Source organism: Lysinibacillus sp. NPDC093210, assembly GCF_044753985.1.
In the GTDB taxonomy this organism is placed as follows: domain Bacteria; phylum Bacillota; class Bacilli; order Bacillales_A; family Planococcaceae; genus Lysinibacillus.
In genome coordinates this window covers 1-17,373 of sequence record NZ_JBIVOE010000008.1, presented here as the reverse complement: position 1 = coordinate 17,373, position 17,373 = coordinate 1, and the positions used below count along the sequence as shown (strand labels likewise).

General features: G+C 36.9%; 18 protein-coding genes. 11 read left to right on the top strand and 7 right to left on the bottom strand.

All coding sequences use genetic code 11. The features are described from left to right. Positions 1-114: 114 nt before the first annotated feature. Positions 115-702 (top strand): peptidylprolyl isomerase, encoded by a 588-nt coding sequence (locus tag ACIP9C_RS17425; RefSeq protein ID WP_340822860.1) that lies wholly within the window; start codon positions 115-117, stop codon positions 700-702. A 24-nt stretch (positions 703-726) separates the two neighbouring features. Then, positions 727-939 carry a hypothetical protein gene (locus ACIP9C_RS17420; protein WP_173479753.1) on the top strand — a complete coding sequence of 71 codons (213 nt, stop codon included), beginning with the start codon at positions 727-729 and terminating at the stop codon, positions 937-939. Between the two features lie 324 nt (positions 940-1,263). Here ACIP9C_RS17420 and ACIP9C_RS17415 read toward each other — a convergent pair whose 3' ends face one another. After that, entirely contained in the window at positions 1,264-2,436 is a 1,173-nt protein-coding gene (locus ACIP9C_RS17415; RefSeq protein ID WP_401012603.1) for a MalY/PatB family protein, read from the bottom strand. A 73-nt stretch (positions 2,437-2,509) separates the two neighbouring features. On the opposite strand from ACIP9C_RS17415, the gene ACIP9C_RS17410 reads away from it, so the two are divergent. After that, a complete protein-coding gene (locus tag ACIP9C_RS17410; protein WP_401012602.1) occupies positions 2,510-2,770 on the top strand; it encodes a DUF1871 family protein in 261 nt (86 codons plus the stop codon). Between the two features lie 116 nt (positions 2,771-2,886). On the opposite strand, the gene ACIP9C_RS17405 is transcribed toward ACIP9C_RS17410, so the two are convergent. Genes ACIP9C_RS17405 through ACIP9C_RS17395 form a run of 3 tightly spaced genes read right to left on the bottom strand, consistent with a single transcriptional unit; the run spans position 2,887 to position 3,711 of the window. Further along, positions 2,887-3,066, bottom strand: a complete 180-nt coding sequence (locus tag ACIP9C_RS17405) for a hypothetical protein (RefSeq protein ID WP_401012600.1) — start codon at positions 3,064-3,066, stop codon at positions 2,887-2,889. 59 nt (positions 3,067-3,125) lie between these two features. Next, positions 3,126-3,446 (bottom strand): hypothetical protein, encoded by a 321-nt coding sequence (locus ACIP9C_RS17400; protein WP_401012598.1) that lies wholly within the window; start codon positions 3,444-3,446, stop codon positions 3,126-3,128. A gap of 7 nt (positions 3,447-3,453) precedes the next feature. Continuing rightward, a complete protein-coding gene (locus tag ACIP9C_RS17395; protein WP_401012596.1) occupies positions 3,454-3,711 on the bottom strand; it encodes a hypothetical protein in 258 nt (85 codons plus the stop codon). A gap of 486 nt (positions 3,712-4,197) precedes the next feature. Between ACIP9C_RS17395 and ACIP9C_RS17390 the strand changes: the two genes are divergently transcribed. From ACIP9C_RS17390 to yugI, 3 genes are all read left to right on the top strand, one after another. Then, the gene (locus tag ACIP9C_RS17390; protein ID WP_401012595.1) at positions 4,198-4,746 is read left to right on the top strand and encodes an RNA polymerase sigma factor; all 549 of its coding nucleotides are present in this window, start codon (positions 4,198-4,200) and stop codon (positions 4,744-4,746) included. Next, a complete protein-coding gene (locus ACIP9C_RS17385) occupies positions 4,739-6,388 on the top strand; it encodes a hypothetical protein (protein ID WP_401012594.1) in 1,650 nt (549 codons plus the stop codon). Before ACIP9C_RS17390 ends, ACIP9C_RS17385 begins: the two co-directional genes overlap by 8 nt. Positions 6,389-6,476: 88 nt before the next feature. Further along, positions 6,477-6,854, top strand: coding sequence for a S1 domain-containing post-transcriptional regulator GSP13 (yugI, locus tag ACIP9C_RS17380; protein ID WP_340822872.1), 378 nt, complete (start codon positions 6,477-6,479; stop codon positions 6,852-6,854). A gap of 65 nt (positions 6,855-6,919) precedes the next feature. Here the strand turns inward: yugI and ACIP9C_RS17375 are convergent, their stop codons facing one another. Further along, complete coding sequence (locus ACIP9C_RS17375) at positions 6,920-8,227, bottom strand: AAA-type ATPase lid domain-containing protein (protein ID WP_401012591.1); 1,308 nt, start codon at positions 8,225-8,227, stop codon at positions 6,920-6,922. A 148-nt stretch (positions 8,228-8,375) separates the two neighbouring features. On the opposite strand from ACIP9C_RS17375, the gene pruA reads away from it, so the two are divergent. The 4 genes from pruA to ACIP9C_RS17355 all read left to right on the top strand — a co-directional run bounded on the left by pruA (position 8,376) and on the right by ACIP9C_RS17355 (position 14,327). Further along, positions 8,376-9,920, top strand: coding sequence for an L-glutamate gamma-semialdehyde dehydrogenase (pruA, locus tag ACIP9C_RS17370; protein ID WP_401012590.1), 1,545 nt, complete (start codon positions 8,376-8,378; stop codon positions 9,918-9,920). A 224-nt stretch (positions 9,921-10,144) separates the two neighbouring features. Further along, positions 10,145-11,338, top strand: a complete 1,194-nt coding sequence (locus ACIP9C_RS17365; RefSeq protein ID WP_401012588.1) for an ornithine--oxo-acid transaminase — start codon at positions 10,145-10,147, stop codon at positions 11,336-11,338. 83 nt (positions 11,339-11,421) lie between these two features. Next, positions 11,422-12,666, top strand: a complete 1,245-nt coding sequence (locus ACIP9C_RS17360; RefSeq protein ID WP_069509732.1) for a Glu/Leu/Phe/Val family dehydrogenase — start codon at positions 11,422-11,424, stop codon at positions 12,664-12,666. Between the two features lie 497 nt (positions 12,667-13,163). Then, positions 13,164-14,327 carry an iron-containing alcohol dehydrogenase gene (locus ACIP9C_RS17355; RefSeq protein ID WP_401012586.1) on the top strand — a complete coding sequence of 388 codons (1,164 nt, stop codon included), beginning with the start codon at positions 13,164-13,166 and terminating at the stop codon, positions 14,325-14,327. 51 nt (positions 14,328-14,378) lie between these two features. Here the strand turns inward: ACIP9C_RS17355 and ACIP9C_RS17350 are convergent, their stop codons facing one another. Further along, the gene (locus tag ACIP9C_RS17350) at positions 14,379-15,371 is read right to left on the bottom strand and encodes a cation diffusion facilitator family transporter (RefSeq protein WP_401012584.1); all 993 of its coding nucleotides are present in this window, start codon (positions 15,369-15,371) and stop codon (positions 14,379-14,381) included. 15 nt (positions 15,372-15,386) lie between these two features. Further along, entirely contained in the window at positions 15,387-16,109 is a 723-nt protein-coding gene (locus tag ACIP9C_RS17345; protein WP_401012582.1) for an MgtC/SapB family protein, read from the bottom strand. Between the two features lie 132 nt (positions 16,110-16,241). On the opposite strand from ACIP9C_RS17345, the gene ACIP9C_RS17340 reads away from it, so the two are divergent. Further along, positions 16,242-17,141, top strand: a complete 900-nt coding sequence (locus ACIP9C_RS17340; RefSeq protein ID WP_401012580.1) for a DMT family transporter — start codon at positions 16,242-16,244, stop codon at positions 17,139-17,141. Positions 17,142-17,373 lie beyond the last annotated feature (232 nt).

Sequence of the window (17,373 nt, the reverse complement as noted above, 5' to 3'; positions counted from 1 at the left end):
TACTTAGGTGGAGAAAACGGCTAGGAAGTATGTTAGACTAATATGAGGTCAGGAATGATCTAGGATGATCATTTTCATTGAAACTGAAATTTTACTTTTAAAGGAGAGACTCCAATGTTTCCACAATTAACAACAGAAGTACAAGAAGGCGAAGTACTAGTAGAAATGAAAACAACTTTAGGTGCGCTTAAAATTAAATTATTTCCAAAACAAGCACCAAAAACAGTTGAAAATTTCTTAGGGCATGCAAAATCAGGATATTACGATGGAATCATTTTCCACCGTGTTATTCAAGATTTCATGATTCAAGGCGGTGACCCAACTGGTACTGGTATGGGCGGTGAGTCAATTTGGGGTAACTCATTTGAAGATGAGTTTTCTGATGAATTATTTAACCTACGTGGTGCTCTTTCAATGGCTAACGCTGGTCCAAACACAAACGGTTCTCAATTCTTTATCGTACAAATGAAACACCTTCCAAGTGATATGCTACGCCAACTTCAAGGTGCTGGTTTCCCAGAAGAAATTATTGAAGCATATGCACAAAACGGTGGAACACCATGGTTAGACCATAAACATTCGGTATTCGGTCATGTTGTAGAGGGTATGGATATCGTTGATAAAATTGCTGATGTAGCAAAAGATAACCGCGATAAACCGCTTGAAGATGTTAAAATTGAGTCAATTACAGTTTTTGAATAATAATTGTAAGGACGTGTAGAAAATATGGAACATTTAATGTATCAATTTTTATATTTCCCTGAAGATAAAACAGCTTATATTCCAGCAGCTTTTGAATTTTTAATCATGCTTATTTTATGTATAGGTGTGTTTATGATTTTCCGTAAAATCTCTAAAAAGCAGGAATTAAAATCTAAGGAAATCGAAACACGTATTTTAGCTGAACGAAATAGCACAAACAATCAACAAAATGTGTAAGTAAGGGCACTTGCGTAAGCGTGCCTCAGACTATAGGCAAACTGGAATAATTTTCGGTTTGTCTATAGTTTTTTTATTACATAAAACACCCCTGCATGCAAAGTGACGACTTGAGTAACTGGCACTAGTGCATCTAATACGAAATACTCACTATCTATAGCGCAAAAAACCATTTCGCTTCCGCGGGCATAGTGTAAGATGCAACCCTCGCTGACGCACGGTTTGTTACGTCTTACAATATGTGCTGTTCCCGCAAGTGTCTAAGTGGTTTTTTGCTTGGTGAAAAATTCAGAATTGTTTGAGTGCCTTTTAGACTAAAAGTAATTATAGTGACAATGCTAGCTTAAATCGAGCAACTGCATCTTTTACAGTATCAAATGAGCAGGCTACGTTCATACGTAGGAAGCCACGGCCTTCTTCGCCATATTTTGAACCAGGCTCTAATGCAAGTTTTCCAACTTCAAGCAATTGCTTCATTAACTCCTTTTCATCCATTCCTAATTGACGACAATCGATCCACAGTAAGTATGTGCCTTGGGGCTTAGCAATGTGTATGCCAGGCAATTGCGTTAACTCTGTAATGACATAATCCATGTTATTAGAAATATAAAGAAGTAATTCTTCTAACCACGGTAAGCCTTCAGTGTAAGCTGCTTGCAGTGCAATAGGAGCAAAGCTGTTTAATGAGCCTTGACCACTCGCCATATTGACAGCCTCTAATTGAAGGCGTTTTTTCTTATCAGTAGCAATGATATATGAGACTTGGATGCCTGCAAGATTAAATGTTTTTGTCGGTGCCATACACGTAATTACACGATCGATTTCATCACCTGCAATTTTTGCAAGCGGTGTATGCTTGGCACCATCTAACATTAAATCTGCGTGGATTTCATCTGAAATAATTAGAACGTCATACTTTGCACAAAGACGAATAATCTCTTTTAGTGTAGCTTCGTCCCATACATAACCACCTGGATTATGAGGGTTACACAATATGTAAGCTTTTATATCTTGAGCAAGTGCTTGTTCGAATGCCTCAAAATCATAGACAAATGTCCCGTCTTGTTCTACTAACGGACAAGTTATCACTTCACGACCATTACTTTTTGGGATATTAAAAAATGGCGGATAGACAGGGGTTGAAATAAGAACCTTATCACCTAAATTGGTCATTGCGGTTAGAATATTCGCTAACGCTGATACGACGCCGTGACTAAACGAAATGGAATCTTTTTCAATGTGCCAATTATAGCGTTTATACTGCCAGTCTACGATCGACTGTTTTACTTCCTCACTTACAAAGCCATAACCGAAGATTGCACCCTCAGCATGTTTTTGTAGTGCCTTTGAAACAGCTGATGGTGGAGCAAAGTCCATGTCTGCTATCCACATTGGTAATATTTCTGTAGTATCGTTTAGGCCATAAATTTTCTCCATTGCGTCCCATTTTACTGAGTTAGTATAACGACGTTTTAAAGTTTGATCGAAAATAGACAAGCAAATCACTCTTTTCTTTTTTTTTTACTATGGTATCATACCTATTAAGATTAAAGGATAATAGGTGAGTATTTTGGAAAATATAAAAATGAATCGAGCAGCTGTACATCTGCTAGCGGAGTGGGATCCTTTCCACATCGGTGCTGAGAATTATGATACAGAAACAGCAGATGTTGTTGCAGCATTACAAGGTATTGATGACCCATCAGCACTTGCAAAGGTCATTCAAGAAACTTACGAGCACTCGTTTGAGCAATGGATTCCAATTGAAGATTGTGTTGCCATTTCATACAAACTAATTGCCATTAAGTTTGAAGCAAAATGCATTATTTAAACGACATATAATGTTTTTTATTGGAAAGAGCGTATGGGGCGAGCATGTATGGCGCAAAATCTCTTTCCTTATAAAAGTGAGGTTGTTTTCAATACTTAGACAACCTCATTTTCTTATTAAAACAATGGTAAAATCCCTTGAATGAAAATAAGGACAATCGCAATTGGTGATACGTAGCGAATTAACAAGTACCAAATGTTAAACATAAGACTTGAGGAAGCAAGCTCTTTTCGGGAAATATCTTTTGTATAGTAATAGCCTGCAAAAATAGAAATCAGTAATGCACCAATTGGCATGCCGACACTATTTGTGTAATAAAGTCTACAAAATCTTAAAAATGAGCGATCTAATATTTTTACGTCAGGTTAATTCCGAAAGATAAGGCACTCGGAATACCAAAGACGGAAATAATAATACCGCCAATCCATGTATAACCTAGTGCGAACACGCTGGGGAAAATAACTAAACCTGCAAGTAGCGAAATAATAATATTCATAGAGGCTACATTGATGGCTGAATTACCGATATTTTCTGTTTTCGGGAGATATGAAGCGTGCATAATCATAACGGCAATTCCGACACTTAGAGAGAAGAATGCTTGTCCAAGTGCTTTTAAAAATGTGTCAGCATTTAAGTAATACCAGTCAGGTACATACATAAATATTACGCCTTCCATTGCTCCATCAAGTGTTAAGGAACGGATAACTAACACAATGAAGAAAATGAATACATAGTGGCATCATCCACGTACTAGCCTTTTCAATCCCACCTTTAATGCCTCCCGATACAATGGCAATTGTTAAAAGTAAAAATAATCCTTGTAGAAGAATAGCTTCAATTGGACTAGAGATGATCTTGCTAAATAAATCAGCGTAATTGCCTTCAATACCATTACTTGATAATGGAAAGTCAATGAACGCCCTCAATAACTTAAAATCCAACCGCCAACTACACTATAGAAGGACAGTATTAAACCAGCAATAATCATGCCGCCCCATCTTTTGCCCTAGACTGCCAATCATAAATTCTGCAATGAACACCGGTAAGCCGATGAAAAATGTACAAATAATATATACACTTCCACCGTTCGTTCCCGCCATAAATGGGAATTTCTAAATAGCTCCTAATCCAATGGCACTTCGAATGGATCTCTAGATGGCACGAAAATAAAGCCTCCTTATACTAAAGTTATATTTTACCGCAAAAACGACATAACACAAGTCAAATTTCTGAAAATTGATTATAAATACTTTTTTCTAGCTACGGCTAAATAGGATGAAAAGCTTTCGTGTTACAGCGTAATCTTAACAGCGCAAAAGACCGATTCTATTGGTTTTATCTGCTCAAAATTATGCGCTATAACCAAATCAGTTAAAATGTAACAATTAGGGAAAATAGATCGTTACATATAAAAGGGGGGATAACGAGTGAATGAGTCCGAATTAATCGAACGAGCACAACAAGGTGATAAAGAAGCCTATATCGAACTAATTCGCATCCATCAGCGAACAGTAGAAAAATTTGCCTTTCAATGTGGCGTACATAGTAGTGATTTGGCGGATGTTGCACAAGAAGTATTTGTTAAGCTGTACCGCTTTTTACATCAATTTAAGCAGGATCGTTTTACTACATGGCTTTATAAAGTCACGCTCAATGCTACGCGTGATTATTATCGCAAGGAGCAACGGGAGCAGGCAAAGGAGGAGCTGATCAATGCACAGCCACAACATCATAGTCCCTCAGCTGAAAAGCACGTACTAAATTTTGAAGAAGATCGATTATTGCACAATAACATTCAAGCATTGGATGAAAAATATCGCTATCCACTTGTCTTGTTTTACTTTCATGAGTTGAAGTATGAGGAAATTGCAGAGGTACTTGGTATTTCATTGTCGGCGGTCAAAGTGCGAATTTTACGCGCAAAGGAAAAGCTCAAAGTCTCTTTGACACAGGATGGGAGTGTTGAAAATGGATGACAAACAATTTGACAAACGCATGGCATTATTAAAAAAATCATACGACCGAATGGAACAAAAATTAAATCCAACAGATGTTTTCAAGCAAATTGAAGAAGAAGAAGCACTCGCAAAGCAAACAATTACCACTCAAAAGAAGTCCTCCCCGAAATGGCAAAAGCCAGCAGTGTGGCTAGCGAGTATTGCAAGCGTCTTATTAGTTGGTTTTTTAGTGACGCTCTATACAATGAAACAGCAAGAAAATACCCAAACGGAAGTCCCGCAAAATGTACCTTTAAAAAAGGCTGAAGAGAACGATGCAGTCGACAATATAACGAAAAAATATAATCGTCGAAAAGAGGAAATTAGAAGAGAATTAAAAGTTTCGAAAGATGAACTGCAAGCATTTGAATTTATTCAAACAGCAGATACAATGTTAGATTTTTATATAGCAAATAATTTGCATTCGTCATCAATTGATAGTGATAGTGCCCAAAATGTAGAAGAATACGTTTTATATTATTTAATGACTCCTAAAAGGGCTATAGAGACGATAAAAACATATAACAATTTAACTTTTGATGAATCGTATGAGGTTTATAACCAATACGTTATTTCTGCAGAAGAGTTGGAAAATTTTTATAGCAAGCTCTTAAAACCCTATCAATCACTATTGAAGAACGGTGATGTAAAGAAATATACATCTGAATTAATTGTGATTATTGAAGCGGCTAATAATCAATACATGGAACTGAAAAAGGATGAAACAGGTACTTTCTACTTTAAATCAAATCCAGTCGATGGGAAACTTGCGCCAGCTTATATCAATCAATTACATCCGGATGTTTTTGGGTATTTTGAATATTTAAAAACGGGTTATTTATTATTAGTCGACGATTTACGCTATTCACGAGAAGAAACAGCAAAATCACTTAAAATAATGGAACGTTCGTTACTTGCAGATGTCAATGCCGGTTCTCCCAATTACAAACTATTACAAGAAACCTTTAAAAATACGTGGGTGGCAATATTGCAAGGTACTAAAAAATATCCTGTCCTAGCGGAAGATGGGCAAGTTGATAAGAAATATATAACATTTTTACAGGAAGTAGCCTCGGGTAAGTATGGTGAGGTCATGAAAAAGACAGCTGCTAATATCTTTAAGGAATTACAGCAAAATAATCATTCTGAAACACTAGCGCAACTTGCTGCCTATGATATATGGACTATACTTTTACAGACACGGGAAGAAACAGCAGGTTATATTAACGATAGTGATTTTAATATTGTTGATATGGATGAGTCTCGTATAGAGCAAATTAAAGGAATATATGAGCAATATAAAAAACAAAACGATATAGCTATATTAAACCAACTTCGCCCAATAAATATCGCTGCGCTTTATTTATATGCCATATCCATTGGCGATGAGTCTTTGCAAAAAACCTTATTAATGCCAGATTCCGAATTGAATATAAGTTTGTTGTTACAAACAATGAAAGATCTAGACATATTTAGTCAGCTAGGTGAATACGATGGGATTTATCCAATTGTGGCTGCTCGCGTTGCAATTAGTGAACAGGATAAGTACGGAAGGCAATTCCTAATAAAATTTTCGAAACAAGAGGAAGGCTATTATCGTATTACAGAGATCATTGATTAGTGGGACGAATTTTTGCTCCAGATATTGACGTATGTTATAATTTAACGTGATATATACGTAGCAAACATATAGAAAGTGGGCAAAGGTTATGGCAAAAAAATATGAATTAGGAGACGTATTGACCGGAAAAGTTACAGGTATTCAACCGTACGGTGCATTTGTAGCACTTGATGACGATACACAAGGGCTCGTGCATATTTCTGAAATTACGTACGGCTTTGTAAAAGACGTCAGTGAGTTTTTATCAGTAGGGCAAGAGGTTGAAGTGAAGGTACTTGAAATCGATGAAGCGGCCGAAAAAATTAGTTTATCGATCCGAGCCTTACAAGAGCGCCCAGCAGCAATAAGAAAAAAAGATGCGCCACCACGGAAATCTCTACAGGATCGTGTAGATGAATCCGATGCAAACGGCTTTAATTCCCTAAAAGATAAACTACAGGACTGGATCGAACAGTCAGGACATTAAAAAAACGAGGATGCTTCCATGTGAAGGCATCCTCGTTTTTTTTATAAACATTTTAAGAATTAAGATTAGTCCTTTTTCATCTTCCGTATACGATACTGCAAGTTTTGGCGGCTCATACCAAGCGCACCAGCAGCTTTTGTTATATTACCCTCATATAGATTTAAGACATTTTGCACATAATAGGATTCGGCTTCCCGTAAATAAGCATCAAGCGGCATGACATCATTCTGCTGTTGGAACATAAAAAATTCAGGTTCGCGTTCAGTTGTATCTTGGCTCTGCACCTTAAATCGAAAATGAACAGGGAGTAAATCGAACGTAACAGTCGATTCAGTTGTCATAAATGACACGATTTCATCAAGTAAGAGTTCGAGTTCTTTTAGATTTCCTGGCCAATCATACTGTAAGAATAATGCTTGGACATCAGGTGCTAGTTCTGTTACGTTTGATGCAAATCGCTCACGATGGCGACTGAAATAATCATCAACAAACGGTAAAATATCTTCTTTTCGGTCTGTTAAATTTGGAATGGTGATGGACATTGTTGCAAAGAAATAATACAAAGATTTTAAAAGCTTTTTCTCCGCTATAAGTGTAATCGGATCGCTACCAACACTGCCAATCAGCATATATTTTGATTGTGGAAGCGACTGTAATAATTCTAGTAATTGCTCCTGAACATGAAGACTTAAAAAATCAATGCGTTCAAAGAAAAATGTATATGCTTTGTCATCCTGTAAAAGCTCTTGCATTTTATCTAGCACTGATTTCGCTGAACGTCGACTAAATAGTGTAACAAAAGCTTCAGTATCAGATGAAGCAGCATGATGAATACTTTCTGCAACCAAATCCTTTCCTGTACCAGACTCTCCGATGAGTAATATAGGTAATTTTACCGCGGCAGCTTTTTTAGCATTAACGATAACTTGTTGCATCGTCTCTGAAACGGCGGTAATCATATCAAATGTTAGAGGCTCACCATATCGACGGAGAGGTTGATACACTAATTTTTCTAAAGATGTTATATCACGTGCGAATTCAATTGCACCGATTAGTTGATTGTTTTTAAAAAGCGGAAATGTATCGTTAATCGTTGTAATTTCATGACCATTTTTATTCCAATAGGTTTGTTTCACATTCATTTCTTGTAAGCCTGTTTGTAATACCCGCATCAATGTACTTTCATGTTGACGGAAGGAAAACAACTCAATAATTGAACGATCTGCTAATTCATCAAAATGAAATCCTTCAATTTCTTTCATTTTTGAATTATAGATAATTGTTTTACCTGTTACGTCAATCGCATGTATACCAACGGATACATTAGTTGCAATAAACTCATAAAAAGGTAATAAGGGTTCAGAATTTTTCATAAAATGTGCACCTCAAAAATTTTTTACTTGAAATATGCAACGAAATTTTGCATTATAATAAGTGTAAGAATATTTTATACGCAAAAATATTTTGCGTCAATGTTTTTTGCACACTAAATATTTACAGCTCACAAAAGGAGGATATAGTATGATTCCATACAAACACGAACCATTTACAGATTTTTCTCAAGAGGCAAACTACAACGCTTATTTAGAGGCATTAAATAAAGTTGAAGGTTATTTAGGTCAAGACTATCCACTAATTATTGGCGGAGAACGTATTACAACAGAAGATAAAATTGTTTCATATAACCCAGCAAAGAAAACAGAAGTAATTGGACGCGTTTCAAAAGCAAGCAGAGAATTAGCTGAAAAGGCTATGCAAGCAGCAGATGAAACATTTAAAACTTGGAAAAAAGTAGACCCAGCGATTCGTGCTGACGTGTTATTCAAAGCAGCAGCAATTATCCGTCGCCGTAAACATGAATTCTCAGCACTTTTAACAAAAGAAGCTGGTAAACCTTGGAATGAAGCAGATGCGGATACAGCAGAAGCAATTGACTTCCTTGAATACTATGGTCGCCAAATGTTACGTATTAAAGACGGCCAACCAGTAGAAAGCCGTCCAGGTGAATACAATCGTTATGATTATATTCCATTAGGTATTGGTATTGTAATTTCACCATGGAACTTCCCATTCGCTATTATGGCTGGTACTACTGTAGCAGCTTTAGTAACAGGGAACACAGTATTATTAAAGCCAGCTTCAACAACACCAGTTGTTGCTTATAAATTTATTGAAGTTTTAGAAGAAGCGGGATTACCTGCAGGTGCAGTTAACTATGTACCAGGTTCAGGTGCAGAAGTTGGGGATTACTTAGTGGATCATCCGAAAACACGCTTCATCAGCTTCACAGGTTCTCGCGATGTAGGCTTACGTATTAACCAACGTGCAGCAACACATAACGATGGTCAAATTTGGATTAAACGTGTTATCGCTGAAATGGGCGGTAAAGATACAATCGTTGTCGATAAAGAAGCAGATTTAGAGCTTGCGGCACAATCAATCGTAAAATCAGCTTTCGGCTTCTCAGGTCAAAAATGTTCAGCATGTTCTCGTGCCGTTATCGTAGAAGATGTATATGATACAGTTGTTAACCGTGTAGCTGAGCTTACAAATGCGTTAACAGTTGGTGACCCAGCTGACAACAGCAACTTCATGGCTACAGTAATTGACCAAGCAGCATTCAATAAAATTACTGAATACATTGAAATTGGTAAAGGAGAAGGTCGCCTTGTAGCAGGTGGTACAGCTGATGATTCAGTTGGTTACTTCGTCAATCCAACAGTATTCGCTGACGTAGATCGTTCTGCTCGTATCATGAAAGAAGAAATTTTCGGACCAGTTGTAGCAATTGCAAAAGCAAAAGATTTCGATGAAGCAATCGAAATTGCAAACGACACAGAGTACGGCTTAACAGGTGCAGTTATTACTAACAACCGTATGAACTTAGAAAAAGCTCGTGAAGATTTCCATGTTGGTAACTTATACTTCAACCGTGGTTGTACAGGTGCTATCGTTGGTTACCAACCATTTGGTGGCTTCAACATGTCAGGCACTGACTCAAAAGCTGGTGGCCCTGACTACCTACAACTTCATATGCAAGCAAAAACAACTTCAGAAATGCTTTAATTTTTACTGATTTGTGTGGCGCAAAACCACATGTTCAAAGTTGGGCTGTTTAAATAAGAAGAAAAAGCTAGCAAAGCCTCGTAGATAGTAAAACCTACGAGGTGTGCGGCTTAATTAATAGGTGAACAATTTTTTGTTTCTATTAAATAGCTCTTTTATCAGATCTTATAAACCGTCCTATCTTTATAGATTTTCATTTTAAGTTAGTAGGGAGAGAATGCTATATGTCAAAATCACAACAAGTTATTGAACAAACACAAAATTACGGTGCTGCAAACTATCATCCACTGCCAATCGTTATTGCAGAGGCTGAGGGTGCTTGGGTTAAAGATCCAGAAGGAAACAAATACTTAGATATGTTATCAGCATATTCTGCAGTGAATCAGGGGCATCGCCATCCGAAAATTATTGCTGCATTAAAAGAACAAGCTGATAAAGTAACTTTAACTTCTCGTGCATTTTACAGTGAAAACCTAGGTGAATGGTATGAGCTAGTTGGTAAATTAACAAACAAACAAATGGTTTTACCTATGAATACAGGTGCAGAAGCTGTAGAAACTGCATTTAAAGCTGCTCGTCGTTGGGCTTATGATGTAAAAGGTGTTGAAGAAGGTAAAGCAGAGCTTATTGCTTGTAACGGAAACTTCCACGGACGTACGATGCTAGCTGTATCTTTATCATCTGACGAAGAATACCGTCGTGGTTTCGGACCGATGTTACCAAATATTAAACTTGTTGATTACGGTAATTTAGAAGCATTAAAAGCTGCAATTACTCCAAATACAGCAGCATTTTTAATTGAGCCAATTCAAGGTGAAGCTGGTATTGTTATTCCACCAGAAGGCTTCTTAAAAGCTGCACGTGAATTATGCCGTGAAAATAATGTTTTATTCATTGCGGATGAAATTCAAGCTGGTTTAGCACGTACAGGTAAAATGTTTGCATGTGATTGGGAAGAAGTAGAGCCTGATATGTACATCTTAGGTAAAGCATTAGGTGGCGGTGTATTCCCAATTTCTTGTGTCGCTGCTAATCGTGAAATTTTAGGTGTCTTCAATCCAGGTTCTCACGGTTCAACTTTCGGTGGAAATCCTTTGGCATGTGCTGTTTCAATCGCATCTATTAAAGTACTATTAGATGAAAAATTAGCAGAGCGCTCACAACAACTTGGTGAATATTTCAAAGGTAAATTACGTGAAATTAACAACCCGGTTATTAAAGACGTTCGTGGTCGTGGTTTATTCATCGGTATGGAACTAACAGAAGCTGCACGTCCGTATTGTGAAAAACTAAAAGAATTAGGTTTGTTATGTAAAGAAACACATGATACTGTAATTCGTTTTGCTCCACCATTAGTTATTTCTCAAGAAGATTTAGATTGGTCTATTGCTCAAATTGAAAAAGTATTTAAACTTTAACAAAATGTTCACATTTTAATTCAGAAGTGTGTTACAATGATGCCGATATACAATCATTAAAAAAAACAAAGAGGCGATTTAAAATGTCTGAAAACTTAAATCTGTTCACATCAACTCAAGATGTTATTCAAGAAGCTCTTAATAAACTAGGCTATGACGAAGCAATGTATGAACTACTAAAAGAGCCGCTTCGTATGCTGCAAGTCCGCATTCCAGTTAAAATGGATGATGGAACTACAAAAGTATTTACTGGTTACCGTGCACAACATAATGATGCAGTAGGACCAACTAAAGGTGGAGTACGTTTCCATCCAGCTGTTTCCGAAGAGGAAGTTAAAGCGCTTTCAATGTGGATGACATTGAAATGTGGAATTGTAGATCTACCATACGGCGGAGGTAAAGGCGGTGTCATCTGTGACCCACGTCAAATGTCTATGGGCGAAATCGAACGTCTAAGCCGTGGTTATGTTCGCGCTGTTAGTCAAATCGTTGGGCCAACAAAAGATATTCCTGCTCCAGACGTATTTACGAATGCACAAATTATGGCATGGATGATGGATGAATACAGCCGTATGGACGAATTCAACTCACCAGGTTTCATCACAGGTAAGCCACTTGTCCTTGGTGGTTCTCAAGGTCGTGACCGTGCAACTGCTCAAGGTGTAACAATCGTTATCGAAGAAGCTGCGAAAAAACGTGGTATCGACATTAAAGGTGCTCGCGTTGTAATCCAAGGTTTTGGTAACGCAGGTAGTTTCTTAGCTAAATTCATGAATGATTTAGGTGCTAAAGTAATTGGTATTTCCGATGCATATGGTGCACTTCATGATCCTGAAGGTTTAGATATCGACTACTTATTAGATCGTCGTGATAGCTTCGGAACAGTAACAACATTATTTGAAAACACAATTTCAAATAAAGATCTTTTAGAGCTTGATTGTGATATTTTAGTTCCAGCTGCAATAGAAAACCAAATCACTGCAGACAATGCTCATAATATTAAAGCAAACATTGTTGTTGAAGCAGCAAATGGTCCAACAACGGCAGAAGCGACTAAAATTTTAACAGAGCGAGGCATTTTACTTGTACCAGACGTATTAGCATCTGCTGGTGGTGTTACAGTTTCTTACTTCGAATGGGTACAAAATAACCAAGGTTATTACTGGACAGAAGAAGAAGTAGAAGAACGCCTTTACAAAAAAATGGTTGAAGCATTTGACAATGTATATACAACTGCTACTACACGTAATATCAATATGCGCTTAGCAGCATATATGGTTGGTGTACGCCGTACTGCAGAAGCATCTCGCTTCCGTGGCTGGGTTTAATTAATAATAGATAATTAATAAAAAGACATTCCTAATTAGGGGTGTCTTTTTTTATTGATTGCATTTGATTTATGCTCCGGGCGCAACCTTAATTGTTTGAGTGCCTGGCACTAAGTAGTCGGCTTCAAAAACATAAAAAATCCTCTACGCTTTCCTCGGCACAGTGTAAGCAACAACTTATGCAGTTCCCGCAGGATTCTACGTGGATTTTAACTTGGATAGTCATAAAATGCATGATTAGCTTGATGAATTGTTTGAGTGCCTGGCACCCGTCCACACTCTTCGCTCCAAACAGCTGAATAATAGACATCAAGGCAAAATGCCTGATGCCATTAGTTGAGGGAAGTTTTATTTTTTTGTTAAATGCTGCAGACATGCTTTTAGGAATAAATTTTTTTAAGGTTAAAATTTCTTCTATGTTTTGCATTTTTAGGTTTTAAATCTTTGCTTTCTTCATTGTAGATATGAGAAAATCCAACTAGAAAGGGGCGAATTCAATGGATTCATTTACATTTTATAACCCAGTGAAATTACACTTTGGTGAAGATGCACTGGAAAAATTACCGAAAGAGTTAGAGCAATATGGTAGCAAGGTGCTAGTAGTTTATGGTGGTGGAAGTATAAAGAGTAACGGCGTGTACAATGCTGTTATTGAAAAACTACAACAAGCGGATAAAACGGTATTTGAATTGAGTGGCGTAGAGCCTAATCCACGTGTAGAAACAGCGCGAATTGGCATTGATATTTGTAAAAAAGAAGGTATTGATCTTGTGCTTGCTGTTGGTGGTGGCTCGGTCATTGACTGTTCTAAATTAATTGTTGCCGGTGCTAAATATGATGGCGACGCATGGGATATTGTTAAACGAAAAGTATTAGTTCAAGATGCCTTACCACTTGGAACTGTTTTAACATTAGCTGCTACAGGCTCTGAAATGAATTCAGGCTCTGTTATTACAAATGCGGCAACTGAAGAAAAGTTAGGTTGGGGAAGTCCTGCTACGTTCCCTAAATTTTCTATTTTAAATCCAGCTTACACAGTGTCAGTACCGAAAAACCATACAGTTTACGGTATGGTCGATATGATGTCTCATGTTTTCGAGCAATATTTCCACAACACGACGAATACGCCAGTGACAGATGAAATGTGTGAGGGTGTTTTACGAACTGTTATGACGACAGCACCTAAATTACTAAAAGATTTAGAGGATGTTTCATTGCGTGAAACAATATTGCTAGCAGGGACAATTGGTTTAAATGGTTTCCTATCAATCGGCTCTCGCGGAGATTGGGCATCACATAATATCGAACATGCTGTATCAGCAATTTACGATATTCCGCATGCTGGTGGCCTAGCAATATTACAGCCTCATTGGATGCGACTAAATGTGCCAGTAAATCCAGAACGTTTTGCCGGTTTAGCAACTCGTGTTTTCGGTGTTGATGCGACAGGAAAAACAGCAGAAGAAATTGCTTATGAAGGAATTGATCGTTTATCTGCATTTTGGACTTCCTTGGATGCACCGAGCCGTCTAGCTGATTATGATATTGATGATTCGAAATTTGACCAAATCATTGAACATGCAATGCAAAATGGACCTTTTGGTAACTTTAATAAGCTACAGGAAGATGATGTTCGTACAATTTTACAAAACGCGTTATAGGTATACGATAAAAAAGCCAATTGCCTGCGTAGGCAATTGGCTTTTCTTCTATTATTGTTTGTTATAGGCGGTTGATGGTCGCTCGCCGACGTGTACCCAGTTTGCTTTTCCGTCATCTTCATCAAATAAAATGGCTACTTTGGAGACGCCTTTTTGACTTAAAATAACTTCTGTTAAATGATCACGGACATCATCTAGAAATGCAAGTGATAAATTAGCATCAGCTTCAGCAACTAATTCAACGTGTAAAAATTCGCCTTCTTTTACAACCTCTAAGCGTACAATATCTTTAATGTTAGGATCATCCATCACAAGATGAGCAATATGATTGAGCATTTCTTCATCTGTTTCACCAATAACGCCGCGTGCATTATCTAAGAATACCTTTCCAACTACATAAAACATCATACAGCCAATAATGATTGATACAAGTCCTTCGATTCTCGTCCAACCTGTAAAATGTGCAATTAAGATAGCGACAAAGGCTAAAACATTACCACCTGTTGCTACTAAATCTTCCATAAAGACTAATTTTGTCGCAGGTTTTGCACGATTCAAAAATCCGAATGCTTTTGGAATAGACATCATACCAGCTTTTTCTTGCCCTGCTTCGTGAAGCACCTCTACTGCTGCTTTGGCCAGAACAGTTCCTTCTAACACAATCCCGACCAATAAAACGCCAAGTGCTATTAACATTCCTTTTGATTCACCTGAAGGATGCATAAAATGATGCCAGCCTTCTTTTATAGTCTCGTAAGAAAGGATAGCTACAATAATAACGGCAAACAGGCATACTAGATTAACAATTCGACCAAAGCCTCCGGGGAATTTTTTTGTCGGAGCTTTTTTGGATAGCGCTGATCCAACATATACAAATAGTTGGTTTGCTGCATCTCCTAGTGAATGCATCATTTCGGCAAACATTGCGACATTACCTGTGAAGAAGAAGGCAATGCCTTTTATAATACCTAAAAATGCATTTACAACTGCAGCCATTAATGAAGGCTTATTACCTTCCTTGAGTAGTTTCAATATTTCTGTCATTAGAGAATCCTCCAGCTAGTTTAAAATTTCCATTTCGATTTTTTCAATATAAGGTAAGGTACGTAATGAACGATAAAACGACAGTAAGTTATCTGAGACAATTAACGATAAACGGAAATCTAATTCGTGTAACACCTGATTATTGCCTAAAGGAATATCTTTTATACGAATGTTTTCAATCACAATATTGCTGTCTTTTAAAAATAGAAGGAACGATTCTGTATTACCATCGTCATCAATCTGGATTTTTAACGATACTTCTCGCATACGAATTCTCTTTGGTCCAATTTTCATAAGAAATGGAGACAATACTTCGATGCCGAAAACAATAATAATAACAGCCAGTGTAGCATCCATATAAAAGCCTGCACCAACAGCAATCCCAATACCAGCAGCTCCCCAAATCATAGCGGCAGTAGTTAAACCCGAAATGCTATCATTACCGCGTCTTAAAATGACTCCTGCTCCAAGAAATCCGATGCCGCTTACTACTTGGGCTGCCAGACGAAGAGGATCCATAGTTATGTTAATATCTGCTCTTGGAGGTGTTGAGTATGCGGTCTCAATCGAGATAATTGTAAGTAAGCAGCTGAATGTAGCAATAACTAAACTGGTCTTTAATCCGACAGGTTTCTTTTTTAATTCCCTTTCAATTCCGATTACTAAACTTAATGTGGCTGCAATCACTAATTTTATGCCAACTTCATATGTAATCATATTCTCCAATAATGTTTCCAAACGCACCCCTCCATTAATATTTCGTATTGCTAAGAGATATGCAAGCTGTCATTATTATATGTACATTACTTTTTTGTATTGTACATCATGGAAGTTATGATGTATAAGCTTTTTTTCTGGAGGTCGATTTCAATGAATGAACCAAAGATTCATCCGTATATCCCAATTTTTATTGGCGTTATTTCAGTATCTTTATCAGCCATCTTTGTAAAATTAGCAAATGCGGATTCAGGTGTTATTGCTTTTTATCGTATGTTGTTTTCTGTCATAATCATGGCACCGTTATTTTTCATGAAATATACAAAAGAATTAAAGCATCTATCTAACAGAGATTGGCTTTTTTCTTCAATTGCGGGGGTATTTTTAGCATTTCACTTTATTTTGTGGTTTGAATCATTAAATTACACATCTGTGGCAAGTTCAACTGTCCTAGTGACACTTCAACCACTTTTTGCGTTTGTTGGTACATACTTTTTTTTTAAAGAGGTTATTACTTTAAAAACCATTTTTGCTGGAGCAATTGCTATAGTTGGAAGTGTATTAATAAGCTGGGGGGATTTTAAGCTTAGTGGATCTGCATTCTATGGAGATATGCTTGCATTAATTGCTTGTGCACTTATTACAACTTATCTTTTATTTGGCCAGGATGTACGAAAACGACTTTCACTTGTGACATATACAATGATAGTTTACGTAGTGAGCACGATTACGTTGTTTTTCTATGTACTAATTAAAGGAGAATCATTCGGTCCCTACGCTTCAATGGATTGGATATGGTTTATTTTATTAGCCATTGTTCCAAATTTGCTAGGCCATACTTTATTTAATTGGTCTATAAAATATGTTAGTACGAATGTTGTATCAATTGCTATTCTATTCGAACCAATTGGAGCGGCTGTTTTAGCTCTTATTATTTTTAAAGAGTATTTAATCGCAACACAAATCATCGGTGGATTAGTTGTAATAGTGGGGATTCTATTATTTGTCGTGGACGAAAAAAAGATTTTAAAGTTTTTTAAGAAAAAGGCTTGATTTTTATATTGCAATATTATATATTATTACTTGTCCTTAACAAGAAGGACAGCTTGAAAATAATAATTTCAAAAAAGTTGTTGACTTCTTGTTGATAACAAGTTACACTAATAAAGTCGCTGAAAACAAGCGGTAATAAAATGAACCTTGAAAACTGAACAAGCAAAACGTAATCAATATAGTTTTTATTAGCTAACTTCGTTAGTGAACGAAACAAAATTTTGGACATCAA

Bases quoted from the DNA above. Each gene is read 5' to 3' on its own strand.
- ACIP9C_RS17425 (WP_340822860.1), top strand. From the start codon at position 115: ATGTTTCCACAATTAACAACAGAAGTACAAGAAGGCGAAGTACTAGTA.
- ACIP9C_RS17420 (WP_173479753.1), top strand. From the start codon at position 727: ATGGAACATTTAATGTATCAATTTTTATATTTCCCTGAAGATAAAACA.
- ACIP9C_RS17405 (WP_401012600.1), bottom strand. From the start codon at position 3,066: ATGCCAATTGGTGCATTACTGATTTCTATTTTTGCAGGCTATTACTAT.
- ACIP9C_RS17400 (WP_401012598.1), bottom strand. From the start codon at position 3,446: ATGGAAGGCGTAATATTTATGTATGTACCTGACTGGTATTACTTAAAT.
- ACIP9C_RS17385 (WP_401012594.1), top strand. From the start codon at position 4,739: ATGGATGACAAACAATTTGACAAACGCATGGCATTATTAAAAAAATCA.
- yugI (WP_340822872.1), top strand. From the start codon at position 6,477: ATGGCAAAAAAATATGAATTAGGAGACGTATTGACCGGAAAAGTTACA.
- ACIP9C_RS17375 (WP_401012591.1), bottom strand. From the start codon at position 8,227: ATGAAAAATTCTGAACCCTTATTACCTTTTTATGAGTTTATTGCAACT.
- pruA (WP_401012590.1), top strand. From the start codon at position 8,376: ATGATTCCATACAAACACGAACCATTTACAGATTTTTCTCAAGAGGCA.
- ACIP9C_RS17365 (WP_401012588.1), top strand. From the start codon at position 10,145: ATGTCAAAATCACAACAAGTTATTGAACAAACACAAAATTACGGTGCT.
- ACIP9C_RS17360 (WP_069509732.1), top strand. From the start codon at position 11,422: ATGTCTGAAAACTTAAATCTGTTCACATCAACTCAAGATGTTATTCAA.
- ACIP9C_RS17355 (WP_401012586.1), top strand. From the start codon at position 13,164: ATGGATTCATTTACATTTTATAACCCAGTGAAATTACACTTTGGTGAA.
- ACIP9C_RS17350 (WP_401012584.1), bottom strand. From the start codon at position 15,371: ATGACAGAAATATTGAAACTACTCAAGGAAGGTAATAAGCCTTCATTA.
- ACIP9C_RS17340 (WP_401012580.1), top strand. From the start codon at position 16,242: ATGAATGAACCAAAGATTCATCCGTATATCCCAATTTTTATTGGCGTT.